This window comes from Hymenobacter psoromatis, from assembly GCF_020012125.1.
GTDB lineage: Bacteria > Bacteroidota > Bacteroidia > Cytophagales > Hymenobacteraceae > Hymenobacter > Hymenobacter psoromatis.
Genome location: NZ_JAIFAG010000001.1, coordinates 3404326 through 3422726 on the forward strand (window position 1 = coordinate 3404326; position 18401 = coordinate 3422726).

Below are 18401 nucleotides of genomic sequence, written 5' to 3' on the forward strand. Positions count from 1 at the left end.
GTAGATGCCGGGAGGGAATTAAAAATTCATCAATAATTCATTTTTAACCTTCAACCCATCTCTTCCCTTGCCCATGCTGATACGCTCTACTCGCTGGATTATGCTCCGCAACCGCCTCGCGCTGAGCGCGCTCCTGGCTGGGGCCGCCGCGCTGCCCGCCGCCGCCCAAACTGTTTACGGTCTCTCTATTACCAGCGACCCGGCCGTGGTGAGCCTGGTCACGTTCGCGGCTACCGCGCCGGGCACGTTCACGGCCACGGTGCCTGTTACGGGCTTCACTGCGGGCCAGGCCATTGTGGGCATCGACGTGCGGCCCAATACGGGCCAGGTATTCGCGCTGGGCTACGCCGCTACCGGCACGCAAGTACAGCTATACATCATTAACCCAACCACCGGGGCGGCAACGGCCGTGGGCCCCGCGCTCACGCTGAACCTGGGCACCACGACCTCGCGCATCGGCTTCGACTTTAATCCCACCGTGGACCGCATCCGGGTGACGGCCGGCAACCAGGCCGACTTCCGCCTGAACCCCAACAACGGCGCGCTCGCCGCCACCGATGGTACCCTGGCCTACGCCGCTACCGATGCCAATGCCGGCCAGACGCCGGGCGTGGGCTCATCGGCCTACACCAACAGCTACATCGGGACTACCGCTACTACCCTCTACGACCTCGACGAGGCCAATAGCAGCCTAGTGATACAAAACCCGCCCAACAACGGCACCCTGGTAACGGTAGGGCCGCTGGGCGTAGCCACCAACGGGGTGAGCCAAGCCTCAGACCTCGATATTTACTTTGACGCTACGACTGGCATCAACGTGGCCTACCTGACCACGGCCATCTCGACCAGCCCCACGGCGGCTACCTCCACGCTGTATACGGTGAACTTAACGACCGGCGCGGCCACGGCGGTAGGCGCTATCGGTACCGGCCCGCTGGTGGCCGTCACGGATATTGCCTTTGCCATCGACCGCCCGGCAACCCAGCCAGCAGTGACCGGGCAGCTGGCCTACGCGCTGGCTGGCACTAACTTACTGACGTTTGACACGGCGTTGCCCAACAGCATTCGCACATCGGTGGGCATTACGGGGGTAGACGCGACCCAGACGCTGGCCGGCCTCGACGTGCGGCCCGCCACCAGCACGCTCTACGCTCTGGGCTATAATGCCGCCGCCGTGACGGGGGTAGCCAATGCGCAGGTTTACGCCCTCAACTCGCTTACGGGCGTGGCCACGCCGGCCGGGCCGGCCGTGCGCCTGGAGCTGGGCACGGGCAGCATTGGGTTTGACTTCAACCCGACCGTGGACCGCATTCGGGTGGTAGCGGCCAACCGCGCCAACTACCGCCTCAACCCCAACGATGGTACCATTGCGGCCACCGATGGCACCCTCACTTACGCTACCGGCACGCCCAGCATTGGGGCGGCCGCTTATACCAATAGCTTTATGGGGGCTACGGCTACCTCGGGCACTACCCTCTACGACTACGACGAGCTACTGAACACCCTCAACACCCAGCTGCCGCCCAACGACGGTACCCTGAACAGCGTGGGTGCCTCGGGCATCGTGGTGAACACCACTACCCCCCACGTGGACCTCGACATCTACAGCACCGGTGTGGGTGTGAATATGGCGTATCTGGTGGCTAATACCGGCACCTCGGCCAATACCTCGCTCTACACCGTGAACCTGACGACCGGGGCCGCCACCCTGGTGGGTGCCATCGGCAACGGCATTGCGGCCCGCGACATTGCCGTGGCGGCCGCTACGGGCGTGGCTACGGCGGCCCGGCCTACCGAGCTGGCCACCGACTTTGGCCTCTACCCCAACCCGATAGCGAACGCGGCCAGCATAAGCTTCGGCCTACCCCGCGCCGCCCGCGTTGAGCTGCTGATAACCGACGCGCTGGGCCGCACGGTCCATACAATCGACGCGGGCCAGCTGCCCGCCGGCACCCAGGCCATTCGCTGGAACCGGCAGGGCCAGGCGGCGGGCCTGTATTTCTTCCGCCTTCGCTTCGACGGCCAGCCGGCCGGCACGCGCCAGGCGGTGCTGCTGGCGCGCTAGCGCCTACCCCCCTTTCTGGCTTCAAAGAGGCTTGTCCAGTGCTGGGCAAGCCTCTTTTTTGGGGCACTACCTGTTGCTTGCCGCGTAAGTTGGCCGCCCTACTCCTGCGCCAGAAGGTAAGCGTGGTCGCGCAGCACGGTGCGCAGGAAGGCTTCGTCGGGCAGGTCGGTTTGCACGCCGAGCAGCTGCTTGATTTTACTAGCCGTTTCGTTGATTACCACGTAATTTTCTTGTTGCAGGCCCCGGCCCAGCAGTTGGCGCAGCAGAGCCGCGTCGTGGTCGCTGAGGTCGGCAGCCTGCGGAAATACGGGCTGGTAGCCGGCCGGCGCGGCCGGGCCGGGCAGGTCGGCCGCACGGGCGGGCCGGGGCCGCAGGCTGATAACGGTAGTGCCGGCGGCCAGGTCGCCGAGGCGCTGGCCCTTGCCACCAGCGGCAATGGCCACTACCGCCACGATGCCGCCGCCAATCCCAAAATCGACCAGCCGCAGCAGCCAGCGCAGAAAGTAGTCGCCCACGCGCGGCGCGGTGCCGTCGAGGCGCACCACGCGCAGGTCGCGGGCCTTCTTGCCCAGCGTCTGGCCATTGAAGAAGATTTCGCTGAACAGGAAGTAGAAAATATAGGGCGCGAAGATGAGGCAAAAGAATAAAACGGTGATAATGCTGGTCAGCCCACCCCAGTTGGTGGAGCCATCCGACTCATGACCGCCGCGGGCCAGCGAGGTGATGATAACCGCCCAAAGGATACCCCAGGCAAGCAGCAGCACGTAGTCGATGAGCGTGGCCACGATGCGGTCGCCAACGCTGGCGACCTCGTATTCGAGCGTTACGTTTTGGGTGGTGTGGATGCGGATGGTCGCCATAAAGCCGGAGCTGAGAAATTGGGCCGTAAAATACGGCGGCTACGCGCAGCAGCTGGGCGGCGGCGGCCTATCTTTAAGGTCTAATCCCCGCCTATCTATGCGCGAAGCCGCTTTTCTGCGTCAAAACCAGTCCCGCTGGCAGCAGTACGAGACCCGGCCGGCCACCACGCCCGACGAGCTGGCCGCCCGCTTCGTGGCCCTCACCGACGACCTGGCCTACGCCCAGACCTTCTACCCCGCCTCCGACACCACGGCCTACCTCAACGCGCTGGCCGGGCGGCTGCATCAGTCGCTCTATAAAAATAAAGCCGAGCAGCCGCGCCGTCTGGGGCATTTCTGGGCCGTGGAAGTGCCGCTGGTGGTGGCCCGGCACCAGCAGGCGCTGGCCTGGGCGGCGGGTTTGTTCATTTTATTCACGCTCCTGGGCGCGCTGTCGGCGGCCTACGACACTGACTTTATCAGGGTAGTGCTCGGCGACGACTACGTGAACCAGACGCTGGCTAATATTCGGCGCGGCGACCCGATGGCCATTTACAAGTCGGGCGGCTCGTCGGTGATGTTCGTAGGCATCGCGGCCAATAACCTGTTTGTGGCGCTACGCACCTTCGCCCTGGGCCTCACGCTGGGGGTAGGCACCTTGTACTCACTTTTTTTTAATGGCCTGATGCTGGGCGCGTTCCAGTATTTTTTTTACCAGCAGCACGTGCTGCTGCCCTCGCTGCTCACCATCTGGATTCATGGCACGCTCGAAATTCCGAGCATCGTGCTGGCCGGCGGGGCGGGGTTTATTCTGGGCGGCGGGCTGCTGTTTCCGGGCACCTACGGGCGGCGCGAGTCGCTGGCCCGCGCCGCCCGCGATGCCCTGAAGCTGGCGCTGGGCCTGGTGCCCATCATCGTAGCCGCCGCTTTTCTGGAAGGCTTCGTGACGCGCCACACCGAGATGCCCGTAGCCCTGAGCCTGAGCATTATTGGCGGCTCGGCGGCGTTTATCATCTGGTACTTTGGCATTTACCCGCGGCGGGTAGTGGGTGGTGGGGTAATGGGTGATGGGTAATCGGTTGTTCTTGCCATGCTGTGCGCGCAAGGACAACCGATTAGCAGTCAACGATTAAGCCTTAACAATCAGCCATTAACAGTTACCCGTTCATCTATGAAAAACACCTACACTACCCCGGCCGACTTTTGGCAGGAGCGCGACTTTGGGGCCAAGATTTCGGCCGCCTTCGACTTTATCGGGGCGCACTGGCGAACCTTGGGTAAGTGCCTGGTATACTTCGTATTGCCGGGAGCGCTGCTGCTGGGTATCGGCCTCGGCATGTTTACGAACACCATGTTTAACCTGTCGGGCAACGCGCTGGCGGCTCAGCGGGCCGGGGCCGTGCCGAGGGCCAGCAATCCTTTCGCCGCGTTTAGCGCGCTGGGTCTCGGCGGGCTGGGGGTAGCGATGCTGGGCGCGATACTGGCCTTTTTGCTGCTCGTGGGCACGGTGCACGCCTACGTGCGGGCGCGGCTGCGGCTGCCGGCCGCTACCCCCGTTACGCCCACCGAGGTGTGGGCCGAGTTGCGCGCCCGCCTGGGCCGGATGCTGGGCGTAGTGGGGCTGTTCGTCGGCGGCTACCTCGTGCTGGCCCTGGTCTTGGTTATGGTGATTGGCGGCATCGCGGGCCTTGGCAAGGTGCTGGGAGGCAGCGGCGCGGGGGTGGCATTCGGGTTTATTCTCATCCCGGTTTTTTACTGCCTGCTGGTTTACGCAAGCATCGCCCTGAGCCTGTTGTTTCCGGTGCTGTGGCTCGAAGACCGGGGCCTGTTTGCGAGCGTGGGCCGGTGCTTCCAGCTGATAAAGGGACACTGGTGGGCCACGTTCGGGCTCATTCTGGTGGCCACGTTTCTGCAATCAATGCTGGCCATCGTGTTTGCAATTCCGCAGTATGCCGTCATGTTTGGCAAGATGCTCCAGCTGCCGGGGCTGAATTCCGACGTGCTGGGGCTGGTGGCCCAGTGCGTGTACGCGGTAGGAATCATCTTCACGTACTCCCTGCCGCTGTTGGCGCTGGTCTTTCAGTATTTCAACCTCGTGGAGCGGCGCGAAGGGCAGGGCCTGCGCCTGCTCGTGAGCCAGCTGGGGCAGGGCCAGGCCGCGCCCCTGCCGCTCGCCGACCACTACCGGCCCGATGAGGAAGGCGAGTATTAGGCTCTACTATTTTGATTAACAGCTAATTGAAATTCGCCCCTGCCTCTACCACCAGCGCCCGGCGTGTCCTGCTGCTGACCCTGGCCCTGGTCACCAGTGCGCCCGCCGTGGCCCAGAAGCCGCCGGCGTGGCACCGCCTGGCGCAGGCCCGCGCCGATACCAGCACGGCCGCGCCCCTACCCCCCCCTACCACGCCGGTAGCCGTGCGCCGGCCCGACGCCCGCCTGCGCGCGTTGCGCGGCCAGCGCGAGCTGCGCTACGTGGAAGGGCGCGAGGAGCCAACGTCAGCCAGTCTTTGGCAGCGGCTGCTGGCCTGGCTGTGGCGGCAGCTGGCGAGCACGGGCGAAACCAAGGGCGGCCGCACGGCCTGGGATGTCGTTTTCTACGGCCTGATGACGGCGGCACTGGTGTACGGGGTGCTAAAATTTTTGCAGGTGGACCTCACCCGGATGTTTGGCCGGGCTCCGCGGCGCCTACCCCTCACTTATGAGGTAGGCCAGGAAAACATTCACGAGTTGGATTTCAACCAAACCATCGCGCAGGCCGAGGCGGCCGGTAACCGCCGGCTGGCGCTGCGCCTGGGCTACCTGCAGCTGCTCAAGCAGCTCACTGACCGCGACTTCATTGCCTGGCAGCCCGACAAAACCAACCACGACTACCTGCACGAGCTGGCCGCCCACTACCCCGCCGCCCACCCCGCCTTCGCGGAGCTGACGCGGCAGTTCGAGTACGTTTGGTACGGCGAGCTGCCGCTGAACGCCACCGGCTACCGCTCGGCGCGCGAGGCGCAGCAGCAGCTGGCCCGGCAGCTCGCCACCGCGGTACCGGGCCGCCCGCAGCCCGCCTGATTTTTCTGCCCCGCTCGTCCTGATGTTGTTGCCCCGTATTTTACTCGACTGTGAGCCGCTGAAAGACCGTAACAGCGGCTTTAGCCACTTTGTGGTGCCACTGGCCCACGAGCTTATTCGGCAGAACCACCGCTACCGGCTGTATTGCTACGTGCCGTCAAGCGAGGTGGGCGGACTGGGCCCCGCGGGCGTGCGCTACCTCACGCAGCGCAGCTTTCACAAGTACCTGAACCCGCCCAGCTACGGCTTTCGGCTGTGGCACGCCACCTCGCAGCTGAGCTGGTACGTGCCCACCAGCCCGTTTACAAAGGTGGTTTTGACGGTGCACGACCTCAATTTTTTGCACGAAAACCCCGACGAGCGCACCTACGTGCGGCAGCTGGCAATAGTGCGCCGCAATATCCAACGCGCTGATTACCTGGCTACCATCTCCGACTTCGTGCGCCAGGACATCCTGCGCCACGCCGACCTGCTGGGCTACCGCGGCCGCCAGCCGCTGCGCTACGTGCCGCGCGGCGTGGAGGCGCTGGCACCCCTACCCCCCGGCCACGCGCCGGCCTACGCGCCGCGCCGGCCCTTCCTGTTTGGGCTGGGCACTATTAATAGGAAGAAGAATTTTCACACGCTCCTTGCACTGCTGCCAGACACTGATTATGAGCTGGTTATCGCCGGTAGCTTTGCCGAGGCCGACTACGTGGCCGGCCTGCGCGCCGCCGCCGCGCTGGCCGGCGTGGCCGACCGCCTCACGGTGCTCACCGGTATCAGCGAGGCCGATAAAACCTGGTATTACCAGCACTGCGCGGCCTATATGCAACCGTCTTTGGCTGAAGGTTTTGGCCTGCCGGTGGTGGAGGCCATGCAGCTGGGCAAGCCCGTTTTTTTGAGTCGCCTCACCTCGCTACCCGAGGTGGGCGGCGACGCGGCATACTATTTCGACGATTTTTCGGCCGAGAATATGCGGCAGACGCTGGCCGCTGGCCTGGCCGGGCACTCGCCCAAGCGGGCGGCGGCGGCGCGGGCCCAGGCCGGGCAGTTTGGCTGGCCGCAGGCGGCGGCCGGGTATTTAGCTATTTATCAGGAATTATTAGGCCGTTAATTTACTGCACCCTTGACTACTTTCCGCTGGTATCTGCTTGGTATCCTGGCTCTGTTTGGGGCCTACGTGGCGCTGGAATATTACCGCCCCAAGCCCCTCGACTGGTCGCCCACGCTCAGCAGCAAGGACAAGATTCCGTACGGCACCTACGTGCTGTTCGACGTGCTGCCCGAGGTGCTAGGCACCGACTCAGTGGCTGATGTGCGCCTACCCATCTTCAACCAGCTGCTGGGCAGCGAAGAGCCGCAGCTGCGCAACGGCCGGCCCACCAACGTCACGTTCGATGACGACTCGGTAGATACCGCCAACGACCAGGCGGCGGCCACGCTCGAAGCCGAGGCCCTACCCCTGGCCGCTACCCACGCGCGGTATATTTTTATCAACCAGGAATTTACGGCCAGCCACTTGGAGGTAAACGCCTTGCTGCGCTTCGTGGCGCAGGGCCACGACGTATTCATCGCGGCCGAAGATTTTCCAGCGAACGGCCGCGCGGGCTCGCTGGCCGACACGCTGGGCTTCCGCACCTACCCGGCCGACTCGACGCTGGGGCGCGTGCTGGCCCCCGGCCTGGGGCGGCGCGACTCGGTGGCGCTGCACCTGCTGGGCGCGGGCGCGGCGGGCGCGCCGTTCTGGTTCAATGCCTCGGCGGCGGGCTACCGGCTGGCCCTTACCAAGCGGCGGGCGCACCGCGGCGCTACCCTCGCCGCCGATGCCCAGGGCCGGCCAGTGCTGCTGCGCCTCGACCACGGGCGCGGGCATTTTTACCTGTGCTCAGTGCCGCTGGCCTTCGGCAACTACTGGCTGCTACGGCCCCGCACCGCCGATTTTGCGTTTGCGGCGCTCTCGCAGCTGCCCACCGGCCAGCCGGTGTGGTGGGATGAGTACCAGAAGCAGGGCCGCGCCGGCGAGCAGTCGGTGCTGCGGGTGGTGATGGGCCACCCGGCGCTGCGCACGGCTTATTACTTATTGCTGGCTACGGGCCTGCTGTTTGTGCTGGTGGAGGCGCGGCGGCGGCAACGCATTATTCCCATTATCAAGCCCTTGCCCAATACGACGTTGCTGTTTACGCGCACCGTGGCGGGCCTCTACCAGCAGGGCCGCAACCACGCCCAGATTGCCGAGAAAAAAACTACCCTCTTTCTGGATTATCTGCGCACCCGCTTTCAGGAGCCTACCCCCGACCTGGCCGACGACGCCTTCCGCGAGCGCCTAAGCCAGAAGGCGGGCGTGCCGCGTCCCCGTGTGGACGAGCTGGTGCGGCTCATCAACTTCGCCCGCACCGCGCCCGCTGTGACGGACCGCGAGCTGCTTATCTTGAGCCGCGCCATCCAGGATTTTAAGCGCGAAAGCCGATGAAAAACCGCTTTTGCACTGTGCTAAGAAGTAGCTTTTTTAATGAATTGCACTTTACTAATAAAACTCCTTTAGCGCTTATTTGAGGCGCTTTTTGCGCCCTTTTTCGACTGTTTCATGCTCCTGCCGGGCCGCAAGTTAGGGTCCGGCGCGGTAGACAACCTCCTGTCATTCGCTACTTACTTATCCAGATTCGCCACGTTCTATGGAACCCGAAACTACCTTACCCGACCCTACCCCCCCGCTCACGCCCGAAGCCGCTGTGCCAGTCACTGATGCGCCGGCCGAAGCCTTTGCCCCGCGCACCGACCTGGCGCAGCTCACGGCCCGTACCCAGGCCGTGCGCGAGCAGATTGGCCAGGTAATCGTGGGCCAGCAGGACTTGCTGGAGCTGCTGCTAACCGCCCTGCTCGCCGATGGCCACGTGCTGCTGGAAGGCGTGCCGGGCGTGGCCAAAACGCTCACCGCCAAGCTCCTGGCGCGCACGCTCGACGTGCCGTTCAGCCGCATTCAGTTTACGCCCGACCTGATGCCGGCCGACGTGCTGGGCACCAGCATTTTCCGGCCGGCGCAGGGCGATTTTGAGTTTCGACCCGGCCCCATTTTCGCCAGCGTGGTTCTGATTGACGAAATCAACCGCGCCCCGGCCAAGACCCAATCGGCGCTGTTTGAGGTGATGGAGGAGCGCACCGTGACCCAAGACGGGACTACCCACCGCATGACGACGCCCTTCGTAGTGCTGGCCACCCAAAACCCTATCGAACAAGAAGGTACTTACCGCCTGCCCGAGGCGCAGCTCGACCGTTTTCTGTTTAAGCTGAACGTAGGCTACCCCACGCTGGCCGAGGAAATCCAGATTCTGCAAGGCCACCATAGTGGCTTTGGCGGCACGCCGCTGGAGAAAGTAAAACCCGTGCTCACGGCCCAGGACCTGGCCGCCCTGCGCCAGCAGGTGGGCCAGCAGCGCGTGGAGGCCAACGTGCTCGAATACATCGCTAAAATTGTGGGCCAGACGCGGGCGAACAAAGCCCTGTACCTGGGCGCGTCGCCCCGCGCCAGCATCGCCCTGCTCAATGGGGCCAAGGCCCTGGCGGCGTTGCGCGGTCGCGACTTCGTGACGCCCGAGGACGTGCAGTTTCTGGCCGCGCCGGTGCTGCGCCACCGCATCATGCTCACGCCCGAGCGTGAGATGGAGGGCGGCACGGCCGATGAGGTGGTGCGGGCGATTGTGCAATCGGTGGAGGTGCCGCGGTAGGGATTTTTAATTAAAAATGATGAATTAAAAATTGAAAATGAAGGGTGGCTTATGAAAGAGGAGAACGTTGTGCTGACAAAGAGCTACGCCTTTTCTAAGCGTACCGTACTGCTTTATAAGTTCTTGCTTAAGAACAAGCAACCCCGCTCACTGGCCGACCAGCTTTTGCGCTGTGGCACGTCGGTGGGCGCAAATGTGGAAGAAGCAATAGGGGGATTTTCGCGCCGTGACTTTGCAGCCAAATGTAGCATTGCCTACAAAGAAGCCCGCGAGGCCCATTACTGGTTGCGCCTGCTGCGCGATACCGAATGCATAGAGCCAAGACTAGCAGACTCATTGCTCGGTGATGCTGAAGAATTAAAACGGATTTTAGCCGCTATCATCCTTACCGCTCGACGCGCGCCAGAATAGCTATTTTTAATTTTTAATTTATCATTTTTAATTAAAAATCCTTGTCCCTCTTCCTCACCCGCCGCTTCTTCTACCTCTTCACCGCGCTCATTGCGGGCTTCGTGGTGGCGTTTTTCCTACCCTGGCTTTTGGGGCCGATGGAAATTTTGCTGGGCGCGGCGGGGCTGCTGACGCTGCTCGACGCGGCGCTGCTTTACGCGCCCACCAAGGGCAGCCCTACCCCTCTCTTTGGGCGGCGGGTGCTGGGCGACAAGCTCTCGAACGGCGACGACAACGAGGTAAAATTATTCCTGGAAAGCCGCTACCGCTTTGGCATTCAGGCAGAAGTGATTGACGAGATTCCGCACCAGTTTCAGCGGCGCGACGTGCTATTTGAGGCTAGCATCGCGCCGGGGCAGACGCAGGTTATCACCTACCAATTGCGACCCGTGAAGCGTGGCGAGTACGAGTTTGGGGCGCTGAACGTGTACGCGGCGTCGCCGCTTCGGCTGGTGCGGCGGCGGTTTCGCTTCGACCAAAGCCGGGTGGTGCCGGTGTACCCGTCGTTTTTGCAGATGCGGCAGTACGAGCTGCTGGCCATTCACAACCGGCTGACGGAGGTGGGCGTGAAGCGCATCCGGCGGGTGGGGCAGAGCATGGAGTTTGAGCAAATCAGGCCCTACGCGGCGGGCGACGACCCGCGCACCATCAACTGGAAGGCCAGCGCCCGGCGCGCCGGCGGGGGTAGCGATACGCTGGTAGTCAACCACTTCCAGGATGAGCGCGCCCAGCAGGTGTTTTGCCTCATCGACAAGGGCCGGGTGATGCGGATGCCTTTCGCGGGCCTGAGCCTGCTCGACTACGCCATCAACGCCACGCTGGTCATGAGCAACATTGCCCTCATCAAGCACGATAAGGCGGGGTTGATTACGTTCTCGAATAAGCCGGGGGCAATGGTGCCCGCCGAGCGCCGGCCGGGCCACCTGCGTACCATCCTGGAAGTGCTGTATCGCCAGAAAACGCAGTACCTCGAAACCGACTACGAGCGCCTCTACGCCACGGTGCGCGCCAAGATTAAGCAGCGCAGCTTGCTAATTTTGTTCACCAACTTTGAGACCTTGCAGGGAATGGAACGGCAATTACCCTACCTGCGGGCTTTGAGCAAGGCACATTTGCTGCTGGTCGTTTTCTTCGAAAACACTGAGCTGCGCACCTTTCTCGACGCGCCGGCCGACACCACGGCCGACGTGTATAATCAAACCATCGCCGAGAAATTTCAGCAGGAAAAGCGCCAAATTGTGCTCGAATTGCAGCGCTACGGCATTCAGGCGCTTCTTACCCCACCGCAATTGCTGACGGTGAACACGATAAATAAATACCTGGAATTCAAGGCCAGGGGACTGATATGAGTTATTTCGCACAGAGTTTAAGAAGAGTTAAAAAGGAGTTTCACAGCGTTTTGCAACGACTTTCTCGGTGGAACTCATTTTTAACTCCCGTTAAACTCTGTGCGAAAATTCTGCTGGTTTTTTCAAGCTTCATTGCCCACGCCCAGCGCCCGCTGCTGCCGGTGCCCGCGCAGGCTACCTGGCAGGCCGGCCACTACCGCTTCGCCACCGCGCTGCTGCTGGCCCTGCACCGCCAGGTTACCGGCCCGGCCGGCTCCGTTGACGAGAGCTACCGCCTGCATATTACGGCGGCGGGGGCCAGCCTCACGGCCGTGAGTACGCTGGGAATTCAGCGCGGGCTGGCCACGTTTCGGCAGGTGCTGGAGCGCACACCGCGTGGCTGGCAGGCGCAGTTTTGCGACATCCGCGACCAGCCGCGCTTTGCCTGGCGCGGGCTGATGATTGACCCGGCGCGACACTTCTTGCCGGTGGCCGTCATCAAGCGAAATATCGATGGCATGGCCGCCGTGAAGCTCAACGTACTGCACTGGCACCTGAGCGACGACCAGGGCTGGCGCGTGGAGAGCCGGCTGTTTCCGCGCCTGCACACCGTGGCCGGCGCCACCGGCTACTACACCCAGGCCGAGGTGCGCGAGGTGGTGCGCTACGCCATGGCACACGGTATTCGGGTGGTGCCCGAGTTCGACCTGCCGGGCCACACCGGCGCGCTGCTGGCCGCCTACCCCCGCCTGGCCACCAACGATTCCATCAAAGCGGTGCCCGTTAAATGGGGCGTGCTCAACATTGCCCTCGACCCCACCCGCGAGGGCACTTATACCATGCTCGACTCGGTGCTGACGGAGATGAGCGGGCTGTTTCCCGATAAGTATTTCCACATTGGCGGCGATGAGAACGATGGCCGGCAGTGGCGCCGCAACCCGCGCATTGCGGCATTTATGAAAGAAAAAGGCTTCGTGACGGCGAAGGGGGTAGTGGATAAGCACCAGCTGCAGAACTACTTCAACCGCCGGATGCTGACCATTTTGCAACGGCTGGGTAAGACGATGGTAGGCTGGGATGAGATTCTGGGTCCCGACCTGCCCGCGCCGGTCGTGATTGAGAGCTGGCGCGGCCCCAAGGGCGTGCTGGAGGCCGTGAGCCAGCGCCATCCGGCCCTGCGGGCCAATGGCTATTATATCGACCTGTATTTTACGGCCGCCAGCCACTACGCCGCCGACCCGCTGCAGGGCATCCCCGACTCGCTGCAAAGCCGGGTGCTGGGCGGCGAGGCCGAAATGTGGAGCGAGTTTGCCGACAGCGTTATCTATGAGAGCCGGGTGTGGCCCCGCGCCGCCGCCGTGGCCGAGCGCCTCTGGAGCCCCGCCGCGCTGAGCCAGGACGTGCCCGATATGTACCGCCGCCTGGCCTTCGTGAGCGAGGAGCTGGAGGCGCTGGGCCTGCGCCACCGCCGTGCCCCGGCCGCGCTGCTGCGCCAGCTGGCCGCGCCTTACCCGGCCGCCCTACCCCCCCTGCAAACCCTGGCCTCAGTGATAGAGCCGGTGAAAGAATATAAGCGTCATTTCCAAGGCTTTAAATACACTACCGAAACCCCGCTGACTCGCCTCGTGGATGCCGCCCCGGCCGAGTCGGACGTGGCCCGCCGCTTCGGCGCCACCGCCGATAGCCTGGTGGCTGAACTGAGCATCGCAGTGCCCACCTTTCCGGCCGTGCCCCCTACCCTTTCACTGGCCGCCCGGCGCCAGCTGGCCAGCCTGCAAAGCCAGCTCGCCGGCTGGCAGCGCGCCACCGAGGCCCTACCCCCCTTGTTTGTGCTGAGCCCCAGCCTGGCCGAATATTCACCGCTGGCCGCCCAGCTCAGCATCGTCGCCAACCTGCTCAGCGAGCGCCTCGCGCAGCTGGCGCAGGGCCAGGCTCCGCCGTCCGGCTGGCAAGCCGCCGCCAAGCTCCAGCTCGACGCCGCCCAGAAGCCCGCCGGCCAAGCCGAGCTGGCCATTATTGGCCCGGCGCGCCGGCTGATGGGGCTATAGCGCGAAGTTTCCACTTCGTGCGCGAGCACCGCGAGCAGGTTCGTGCGCGCCGCAAGACAGTAGCGCGAAGTTTCCACTTCGTGCGCGAGCACCGCGAGCAGGCGGCACCGAGTGGCGCGCACGACCCTGCTCGCTGCGCTCGCGCACGAAGTGGAAACTTCGCGCTACTTTCGGTTATGCCTACCAATCTTATTCATTATGAGCGTAATCTACCGCATCGACTACCGCCAGGCGGAACAGTTTTTATAACGTTTCGCCTGGCTGACTCCCTGCCGCTTGAGGTGATAGAGCAGCTAAAAGTTAGCTTTGAAAAGGCTGATGAAAACGAAGACGAGGATGAGAAATATGCCCGGCAGCGGCGTTATTTCGGTCGGTTTGACAGGCACTTAGACGGAGCCACTACCGGCCCTCTTTGGCTTCGGCAGCCAGCAGTGGCCCAGCTAGTGCAGCAAGCGCTGCATTTCTACGATAGCAAGCAATACACCTTGGTGTGCTACTGTATTATGGCCAACCACGTGCACCTGGTAGCAACCTTACCAGACGAAGCTCAGCCGCTGGCCCACACGCTGCAAGCACTCAAGGGCTACACCGCCAAACTGGGCAATCAACTACTCGGCCGCAAGGGGCAGTTCTGGCAGCGCGAAAGCTACGACCACCTTATTCGGAGCACATCGGAATTAGAGCGGGTAATAGCTTACGTAGTAGATAATCCAGTGAAAGCGGGCCTGATTGAAGATTGGCAGCAATGGCCCTACACCTATTGGGCCCAGTAGCCAGTAGCGCAAAGTTTCCACTTCGTGCGCGAGCGCAGCGAGCAGGGTCGTGCGCGCCACCCGGTGCCGCCTGCTCGCGGTGCTCGCGCACGAAGTGGAAACTTCGCGCTACTGCCTATTCCGCACCCGAATCAACTCCGCCGCCACGCTCACCGCGATTTCCTCCGGCAAGCGGCTGTTTATTGGCACGCCGATGGGGCCGTGCAAGCCTTCTAGGTTAAAGCCTTCTTCCAGCAGCATCCGGCGTAGCTCGGCTACTTTGGCGGCGCTGCCCATCACGCCGAGGTAGCGGTAGGCGTGGCCCAGCAGGCGGCGCAGGGCCACGGCGTCGGTGCGGTAGCCCACGGTCATGACCACTACGTAGTGGTGCGGGCCGGGGGGTAGGGCTAGGGTTTCGTAGGGCACGCGGCGGCGGTGGTGGGCGTAGTGGTTGGCGTCGAGGGTGGGCAGGTCGGCGCGGTCGTCGAGCACGGTTATCTCAAATTCCAGATTACTAGTAATTTGTGATAATGCCAGGCTCACGTGCCCGCCGCCCACAATCGTGAGTTGGTCGCGGAAGCCCAGCTGCTCGCGGTAGCTCCACGCGGGGCCGGATTGATAGGCGTAAAAGCCGGCCGACTTTTCACTAGCTAGCTGCAAGCCAGCAGCTTCACTTATTTCCCAGGTGCCGCCGCTGAGGCTTTGCAAGGCGGCTTCGATGGCCGCTATCACTGGCAAATCAGCTGGTTGCAGGGGCCACAGCAGGACTTCCTGCTCGCCGGCGCACATCATGCCCGAGCGGTTGGCGGGCACCTCGCGCCGATGCACTTGGGGGCGCAGCAGGGGGGTAGGGTCGGCGTCGCGTAGGCGCTGGCGGGCCAGTTCTACCCACTTATGCTCCATAATACCGCCACCAATGGAACCAGCCACGGCCTCGGCCGTCACGACCATCTTAAAGCCCTGGCGGCCGGGGCTGCTGCCCTCGCTGCGCACCACACACAACAGCGCGGCCGGCTGGCCGGCGCGCAGGGCGCTGGCAGCGAGGGTCCAAGCGAGCAGGTCGCGGGGGGTAGCGGGCATGGTGGGCAGTGAGCAGTGAGCAGTGGGCAGTGAGCAGTGAGCAGTGAGCAGTGAAAGAACGTCATGCTGAGCTTGCCGAAGCATCTCGCTCGCATCGTTCGGGCATTGTTCAACGACACGAGCGAGATGCTTCGACAAGCTCAGCATGACGTTCTGTTTGATTTTAGTTAACCTAAATTATCATGCTACCCCCGCACCAGCGTGCCGGTGATGTAGCCAAACGGCGCATCGGTAGCCATAAACACCTCATTCGTATTCTCCTGGCCGAAGGGCTCCAGGTTGAAGGGAATGTGGTGCTTGTTGGGCATGATGAGGCTGATTTCCTTCACCTCAGCGGTTTCTTCCAGGATATTTTCGCCGATGGCGTAGAGCGTGTGCTGCACCGAGAGGCTCTGGTGCTCGGAGAATGTGCGCAGCAGCGAGGTGCGAATTTGCCCGTAGAGCGCCTCAAAATCAAGGTCGGCGCTGGTGTATTCCCACTCGGCCTCGCACTCGGTGGCCAGGATGCGGTCGGTGGTTTCGGGCAGCACGGTGTACTCGTCTTTGGGGTAGCCCACGAAGCCTGAGTCGGCAGTTTTGAGCAGCATCAGACCTTTTAGGCCGGCCCAGACGGTGGCGGGGCCGTCGGCGGGCAGCTCTACCACGGCGCGACGCTTCTCGTTACTACCGCCCACGAAAGCGTGCGGATGGTCTTGGCCATCGAAGCTCATGCGCTGCCAGGCGTGTTCCAGAATTTCGATGCGGGCCTGGCTCACCTGCGGATTACGCAACACAAAATGCCGCGCCAGCACCAGCCCAAACGCCTCGATGGTACCCGTAAAATGCTCTTTGGCAAGCGCATAGACGGTGTTTTTCTGGGTATCGGTGGGCAGAATGTGCGCGTTGTCGCCCAGCGTATGGGCGGCATCGAAGTCGCCGGTCAGCCGCACGCTCACTGATACCTGCCGAAACTCGTGGTGGCCGGCGTGGCGGATGACGCGCGAGAGGTTGACGGCATTTTTGCCGTAGGCGTTGGCGGCGAGTTTAATGGGCATTTTGTGAGTAATTCAAGTGGCTATTGTTTCCAAGAGCTCAAGGCTAATAGTCGTCGTCAGGCTCGGGCTCCTCAGCTTCCGTTGCTTTAATATAATTGCGGCAACCTATTAGCAGCGCGAGCAGCGTTTCATATTCGTCAGCCGCAGAGTAGCTTACGTTACTGGCATCGCCCACGCAGAACTTGCCTGCTGACCAGCGAATTATGTCCATGTGCATTAAGCTCAGCCACAAATCCCCTTTTTTCCACCATTCAAAGATTATTTCGTCTTCACACGCGAAAAAGCCCAGGCAGAACTCGTAAGAAAAGGCGTTGGCAACCTGGTAAAAATCTAGTAGTTGCCGAATTACCTCCGTGGGCACTCCTTGGGTAACGGCTCGCTGCTCAAACGTGGCGAGGGCCTGCTCATCGGCGGACTGAACAAGATAATGGTCCGGCCGTTCGGCTGCTATTTCTTGCAGTAATTCACTGATAGCCTGCTGCGTTACGTTCATGAAGCTAACCCGGTTTGATTTGGCCGCTACTAAGGCAACGAGTGCAATTTATAAAGTATCGGCGCGTAGCTTGCGCAGCGGCAATATAGTTGCCATCTGCCTCATGCCTACTACTTTCCTACGAAGCGCTGCCGTGGTGCTGCCCGAAGGCCAGTGCCCGGCGCAGCTGATGCTGCAGCACGGCCGCATTGCCGCCGTGCTGCCCTACGATGCGCCCGTGGCCGGCCCGGTGCTAGACCTCGGCGACGCGGCCATTTTGCCCGGCGTTATCGACCCGCACGTGCACCTCAACGAACCGGGCCGCACCGAGTGGGAAGGCTTCGATACCGGCACCCGCGCCGCGCTGGCCGGCGGCCTCACCACACTGGTAGACATGCCGTTGAACTCGGCGCCGGTTACAACTTCGGTGGCAAATCTGCGCATCAAGCAGGCCGCTACCCAAGGCCAGCTACATACCAACGTGGGCTTTTGGGGCGGCATCGTGCCTGGCAATGCGGCCGAAGTGGGGCCGCTCATCGCGGCGGGCGTGCTGGGGTTTAAGGTATTTTTGACGCACTCGGGCATTGATGATTTTCCGAATGCTACGGAGGCCGATTTGCGCAAAGTGATGCCGTTGCTGGCCAGCTACGGCCTGCCGCTGCTGGTGCATTGCGAGCTATCGCAGGATAATGACGAGTGGAAAAAAGGCGATACCCGCGCCTACCCCAACTACCTGGCTTCAAGGCCCAAAAGCTGGGAGGACGAGGCTATTAAGCTCATGATTCGGCTCTGTGCCGAGTACCGCTGCCCGGTGCATATTGTGCATCTTTCGTCGGCCAATTCCCTACCCCTCCTCGCCGAAGCCAAGGCCAACGGCCTGCCCCTGACGGTGGAAACCGGCCAGCACTACCTGTTTTTCAACGCCGAAGACATCGCCGACGGCCAGACGCAGTTCAAGTGCGCGCCGCCCATCCGCGAGCGGGCTAATAACGAGCAGCTGTGGCAGGCGCTGCAAAGCGGCCTCATCGACTTCGTGGCTACCGACCACTCGCCCACCCCGCCCGACCTCAAGCAGCTGGCCAGCGGCGACTTTGCCAGCGCCTGGGGCGGCATCGCCTCGCTGCAACTAGCGCTGCCCGTACTCTGGACCGCCGCCCGCCCGCGCGGCGCCATCCTGCCCGACTTGGCCCGCTGGCTTAGTACCAACCCCGCCCGGCTCATCGGCCAAAGCCACCGCAAAGGCCAGATTATCAGCGGCTACGACGCCGACCTGTTGGTGCTGGCCGCCGAGAAAAAATTCGTGGTGACCGAGGCGTTGCTGCACCACCGCCACAAGGTGTCGCCCTACCTGGGCTGCGAGCTGGCGGGCGTGGTCACGCATACTTTTTTGGCGGGCGAGGAAGTTTTTCGGCACCCCGATTTTCTGCACTTGAACCGGGGGCAATTGCTGACGCGGTAAGCGCGTATGTTTGCGGTTTCGCCTCACGCGGCATCTTACCCCCTAGCCCCCTCTCCAAAAGAGAGGGGGAACTAGTTTTTAGCCTTAGCTTCTATTTTCTAAAACTAGGG

Annotated in this window: 16 protein-coding genes; 12 read left to right on the forward strand and 4 right to left on the reverse strand. The window is 62.6% G+C overall.

The window, feature by feature from the left end; all coding sequences use genetic code 11:
* The first annotated feature begins 73 nt into the window (after window positions 1–73).
* Window positions 74–2065, forward strand: a complete 1992-nt coding sequence (locus LC531_RS14745; RefSeq protein ID WP_223651512.1) for a DUF4394 domain-containing protein — start codon at window positions 74–76, stop codon at window positions 2063–2065.
* A 98-nt stretch (window positions 2066–2163) separates the two neighbouring features.
* Here the strand turns inward: LC531_RS14745 and LC531_RS14750 are convergent, their stop codons facing one another.
* Window positions 2164–2925, reverse strand: coding sequence for an RDD family protein (locus LC531_RS14750; protein ID WP_223651514.1), 762 nt, complete (start codon window positions 2923–2925; stop codon window positions 2164–2166).
* Window positions 2926–3022: 97 nt separating this feature from the next.
* Between LC531_RS14750 and LC531_RS14755 the strand changes: the two genes are divergently transcribed.
* From LC531_RS14755 to LC531_RS14800, 10 genes are all read left to right on the forward strand, one after another.
* The gene (locus tag LC531_RS14755) at window positions 3023–3979 is read left to right on the forward strand and encodes a stage II sporulation protein M (protein ID WP_223651516.1); all 957 of its coding nucleotides are present in this window, start codon (window positions 3023–3025) and stop codon (window positions 3977–3979) included.
* 96 nt (window positions 3980–4075) lie between these two features.
* Window positions 4076–5116 (forward strand): hypothetical protein, encoded by a 1041-nt coding sequence (locus LC531_RS14760; RefSeq protein WP_223651518.1) that lies wholly within the window; start codon window positions 4076–4078, stop codon window positions 5114–5116.
* Between the two features lie 26 nt (window positions 5117–5142).
* Window positions 5143–5964: a DUF4129 domain-containing protein gene (locus tag LC531_RS14765; protein WP_223651520.1), complete on the forward strand. Its 822-nt coding sequence runs from the start codon at window positions 5143–5145 to the stop codon at window positions 5962–5964.
* A 22-nt stretch (window positions 5965–5986) separates the two neighbouring features.
* Window positions 5987–7060 (forward strand): glycosyltransferase family 4 protein, encoded by a 1074-nt coding sequence (locus LC531_RS14770; RefSeq protein WP_223651522.1) that lies wholly within the window; start codon window positions 5987–5989, stop codon window positions 7058–7060.
* Between the two features lie 12 nt (window positions 7061–7072).
* The gene (locus tag LC531_RS14775) at window positions 7073–8416 is read left to right on the forward strand and encodes a DUF4350 domain-containing protein (RefSeq protein ID WP_223651524.1); all 1344 of its coding nucleotides are present in this window, start codon (window positions 7073–7075) and stop codon (window positions 8414–8416) included.
* Window positions 8417–8618: 202 nt separating this feature from the next.
* On the forward strand, window positions 8619–9668 hold the full coding sequence (locus LC531_RS14780; RefSeq protein ID WP_223651527.1) for an AAA family ATPase: 1050 nt from the start codon (window positions 8619–8621) through the stop codon (window positions 9666–9668).
* Between the two features lie 51 nt (window positions 9669–9719).
* Window positions 9720–10079 (forward strand): four helix bundle protein, encoded by a 360-nt coding sequence (locus LC531_RS14785; RefSeq protein ID WP_223651530.1) that lies wholly within the window; start codon window positions 9720–9722, stop codon window positions 10077–10079.
* A gap of 41 nt (window positions 10080–10120) precedes the next feature.
* Window positions 10121–11467, forward strand: a complete 1347-nt coding sequence (locus tag LC531_RS14790) for a DUF58 domain-containing protein (RefSeq protein ID WP_223651532.1) — start codon at window positions 10121–10123, stop codon at window positions 11465–11467.
* Window positions 11468–11517: 50 nt separating this feature from the next.
* On the forward strand, window positions 11518–13494 hold the full coding sequence (locus tag LC531_RS14795; RefSeq protein WP_223651534.1) for a beta-N-acetylhexosaminidase: 1977 nt from the start codon (window positions 11518–11520) through the stop codon (window positions 13492–13494).
* Between the two features lie 17 nt (window positions 13495–13511).
* Window positions 13512–14267 (forward strand): REP-associated tyrosine transposase, encoded by a 756-nt coding sequence (locus LC531_RS14800; protein ID WP_223651535.1) that lies wholly within the window; start codon window positions 13512–13514, stop codon window positions 14265–14267.
* 108 nt (window positions 14268–14375) lie between these two features.
* Here the strand turns inward: LC531_RS14800 and LC531_RS14805 are convergent, their stop codons facing one another.
* The 3 genes from LC531_RS14805 to LC531_RS14815 all read right to left on the reverse strand — a co-directional run bounded on the left by LC531_RS14805 (window position 14376) and on the right by LC531_RS14815 (window position 16853).
* Window positions 14376–15326 carry an XdhC family protein gene (locus tag LC531_RS14805; RefSeq protein ID WP_223651536.1) on the reverse strand — a complete coding sequence of 317 codons (951 nt, stop codon included), beginning with the start codon at window positions 15324–15326 and terminating at the stop codon, window positions 14376–14378.
* Between the two features lie 185 nt (window positions 15327–15511).
* Window positions 15512–16360 (reverse strand): factor-independent urate hydroxylase, encoded by an 849-nt coding sequence (gene pucL, locus LC531_RS14810; protein WP_223651537.1) that lies wholly within the window; start codon window positions 16358–16360, stop codon window positions 15512–15514.
* Window positions 16361–16403: 43 nt separating this feature from the next.
* Window positions 16404–16853, reverse strand: coding sequence for a hypothetical protein (locus LC531_RS14815; protein WP_223651538.1), 450 nt, complete (start codon window positions 16851–16853; stop codon window positions 16404–16406).
* Between the two features lie 103 nt (window positions 16854–16956).
* Here LC531_RS14815 and allB point away from each other — a divergent pair, with 103 nt between their 5' ends.
* A complete protein-coding gene (gene allB, locus LC531_RS14820) occupies window positions 16957–18291 on the forward strand; it encodes an allantoinase AllB (RefSeq protein ID WP_223651539.1) in 1335 nt (444 codons plus the stop codon).
* Window positions 18292–18401 lie beyond the last annotated feature (110 nt).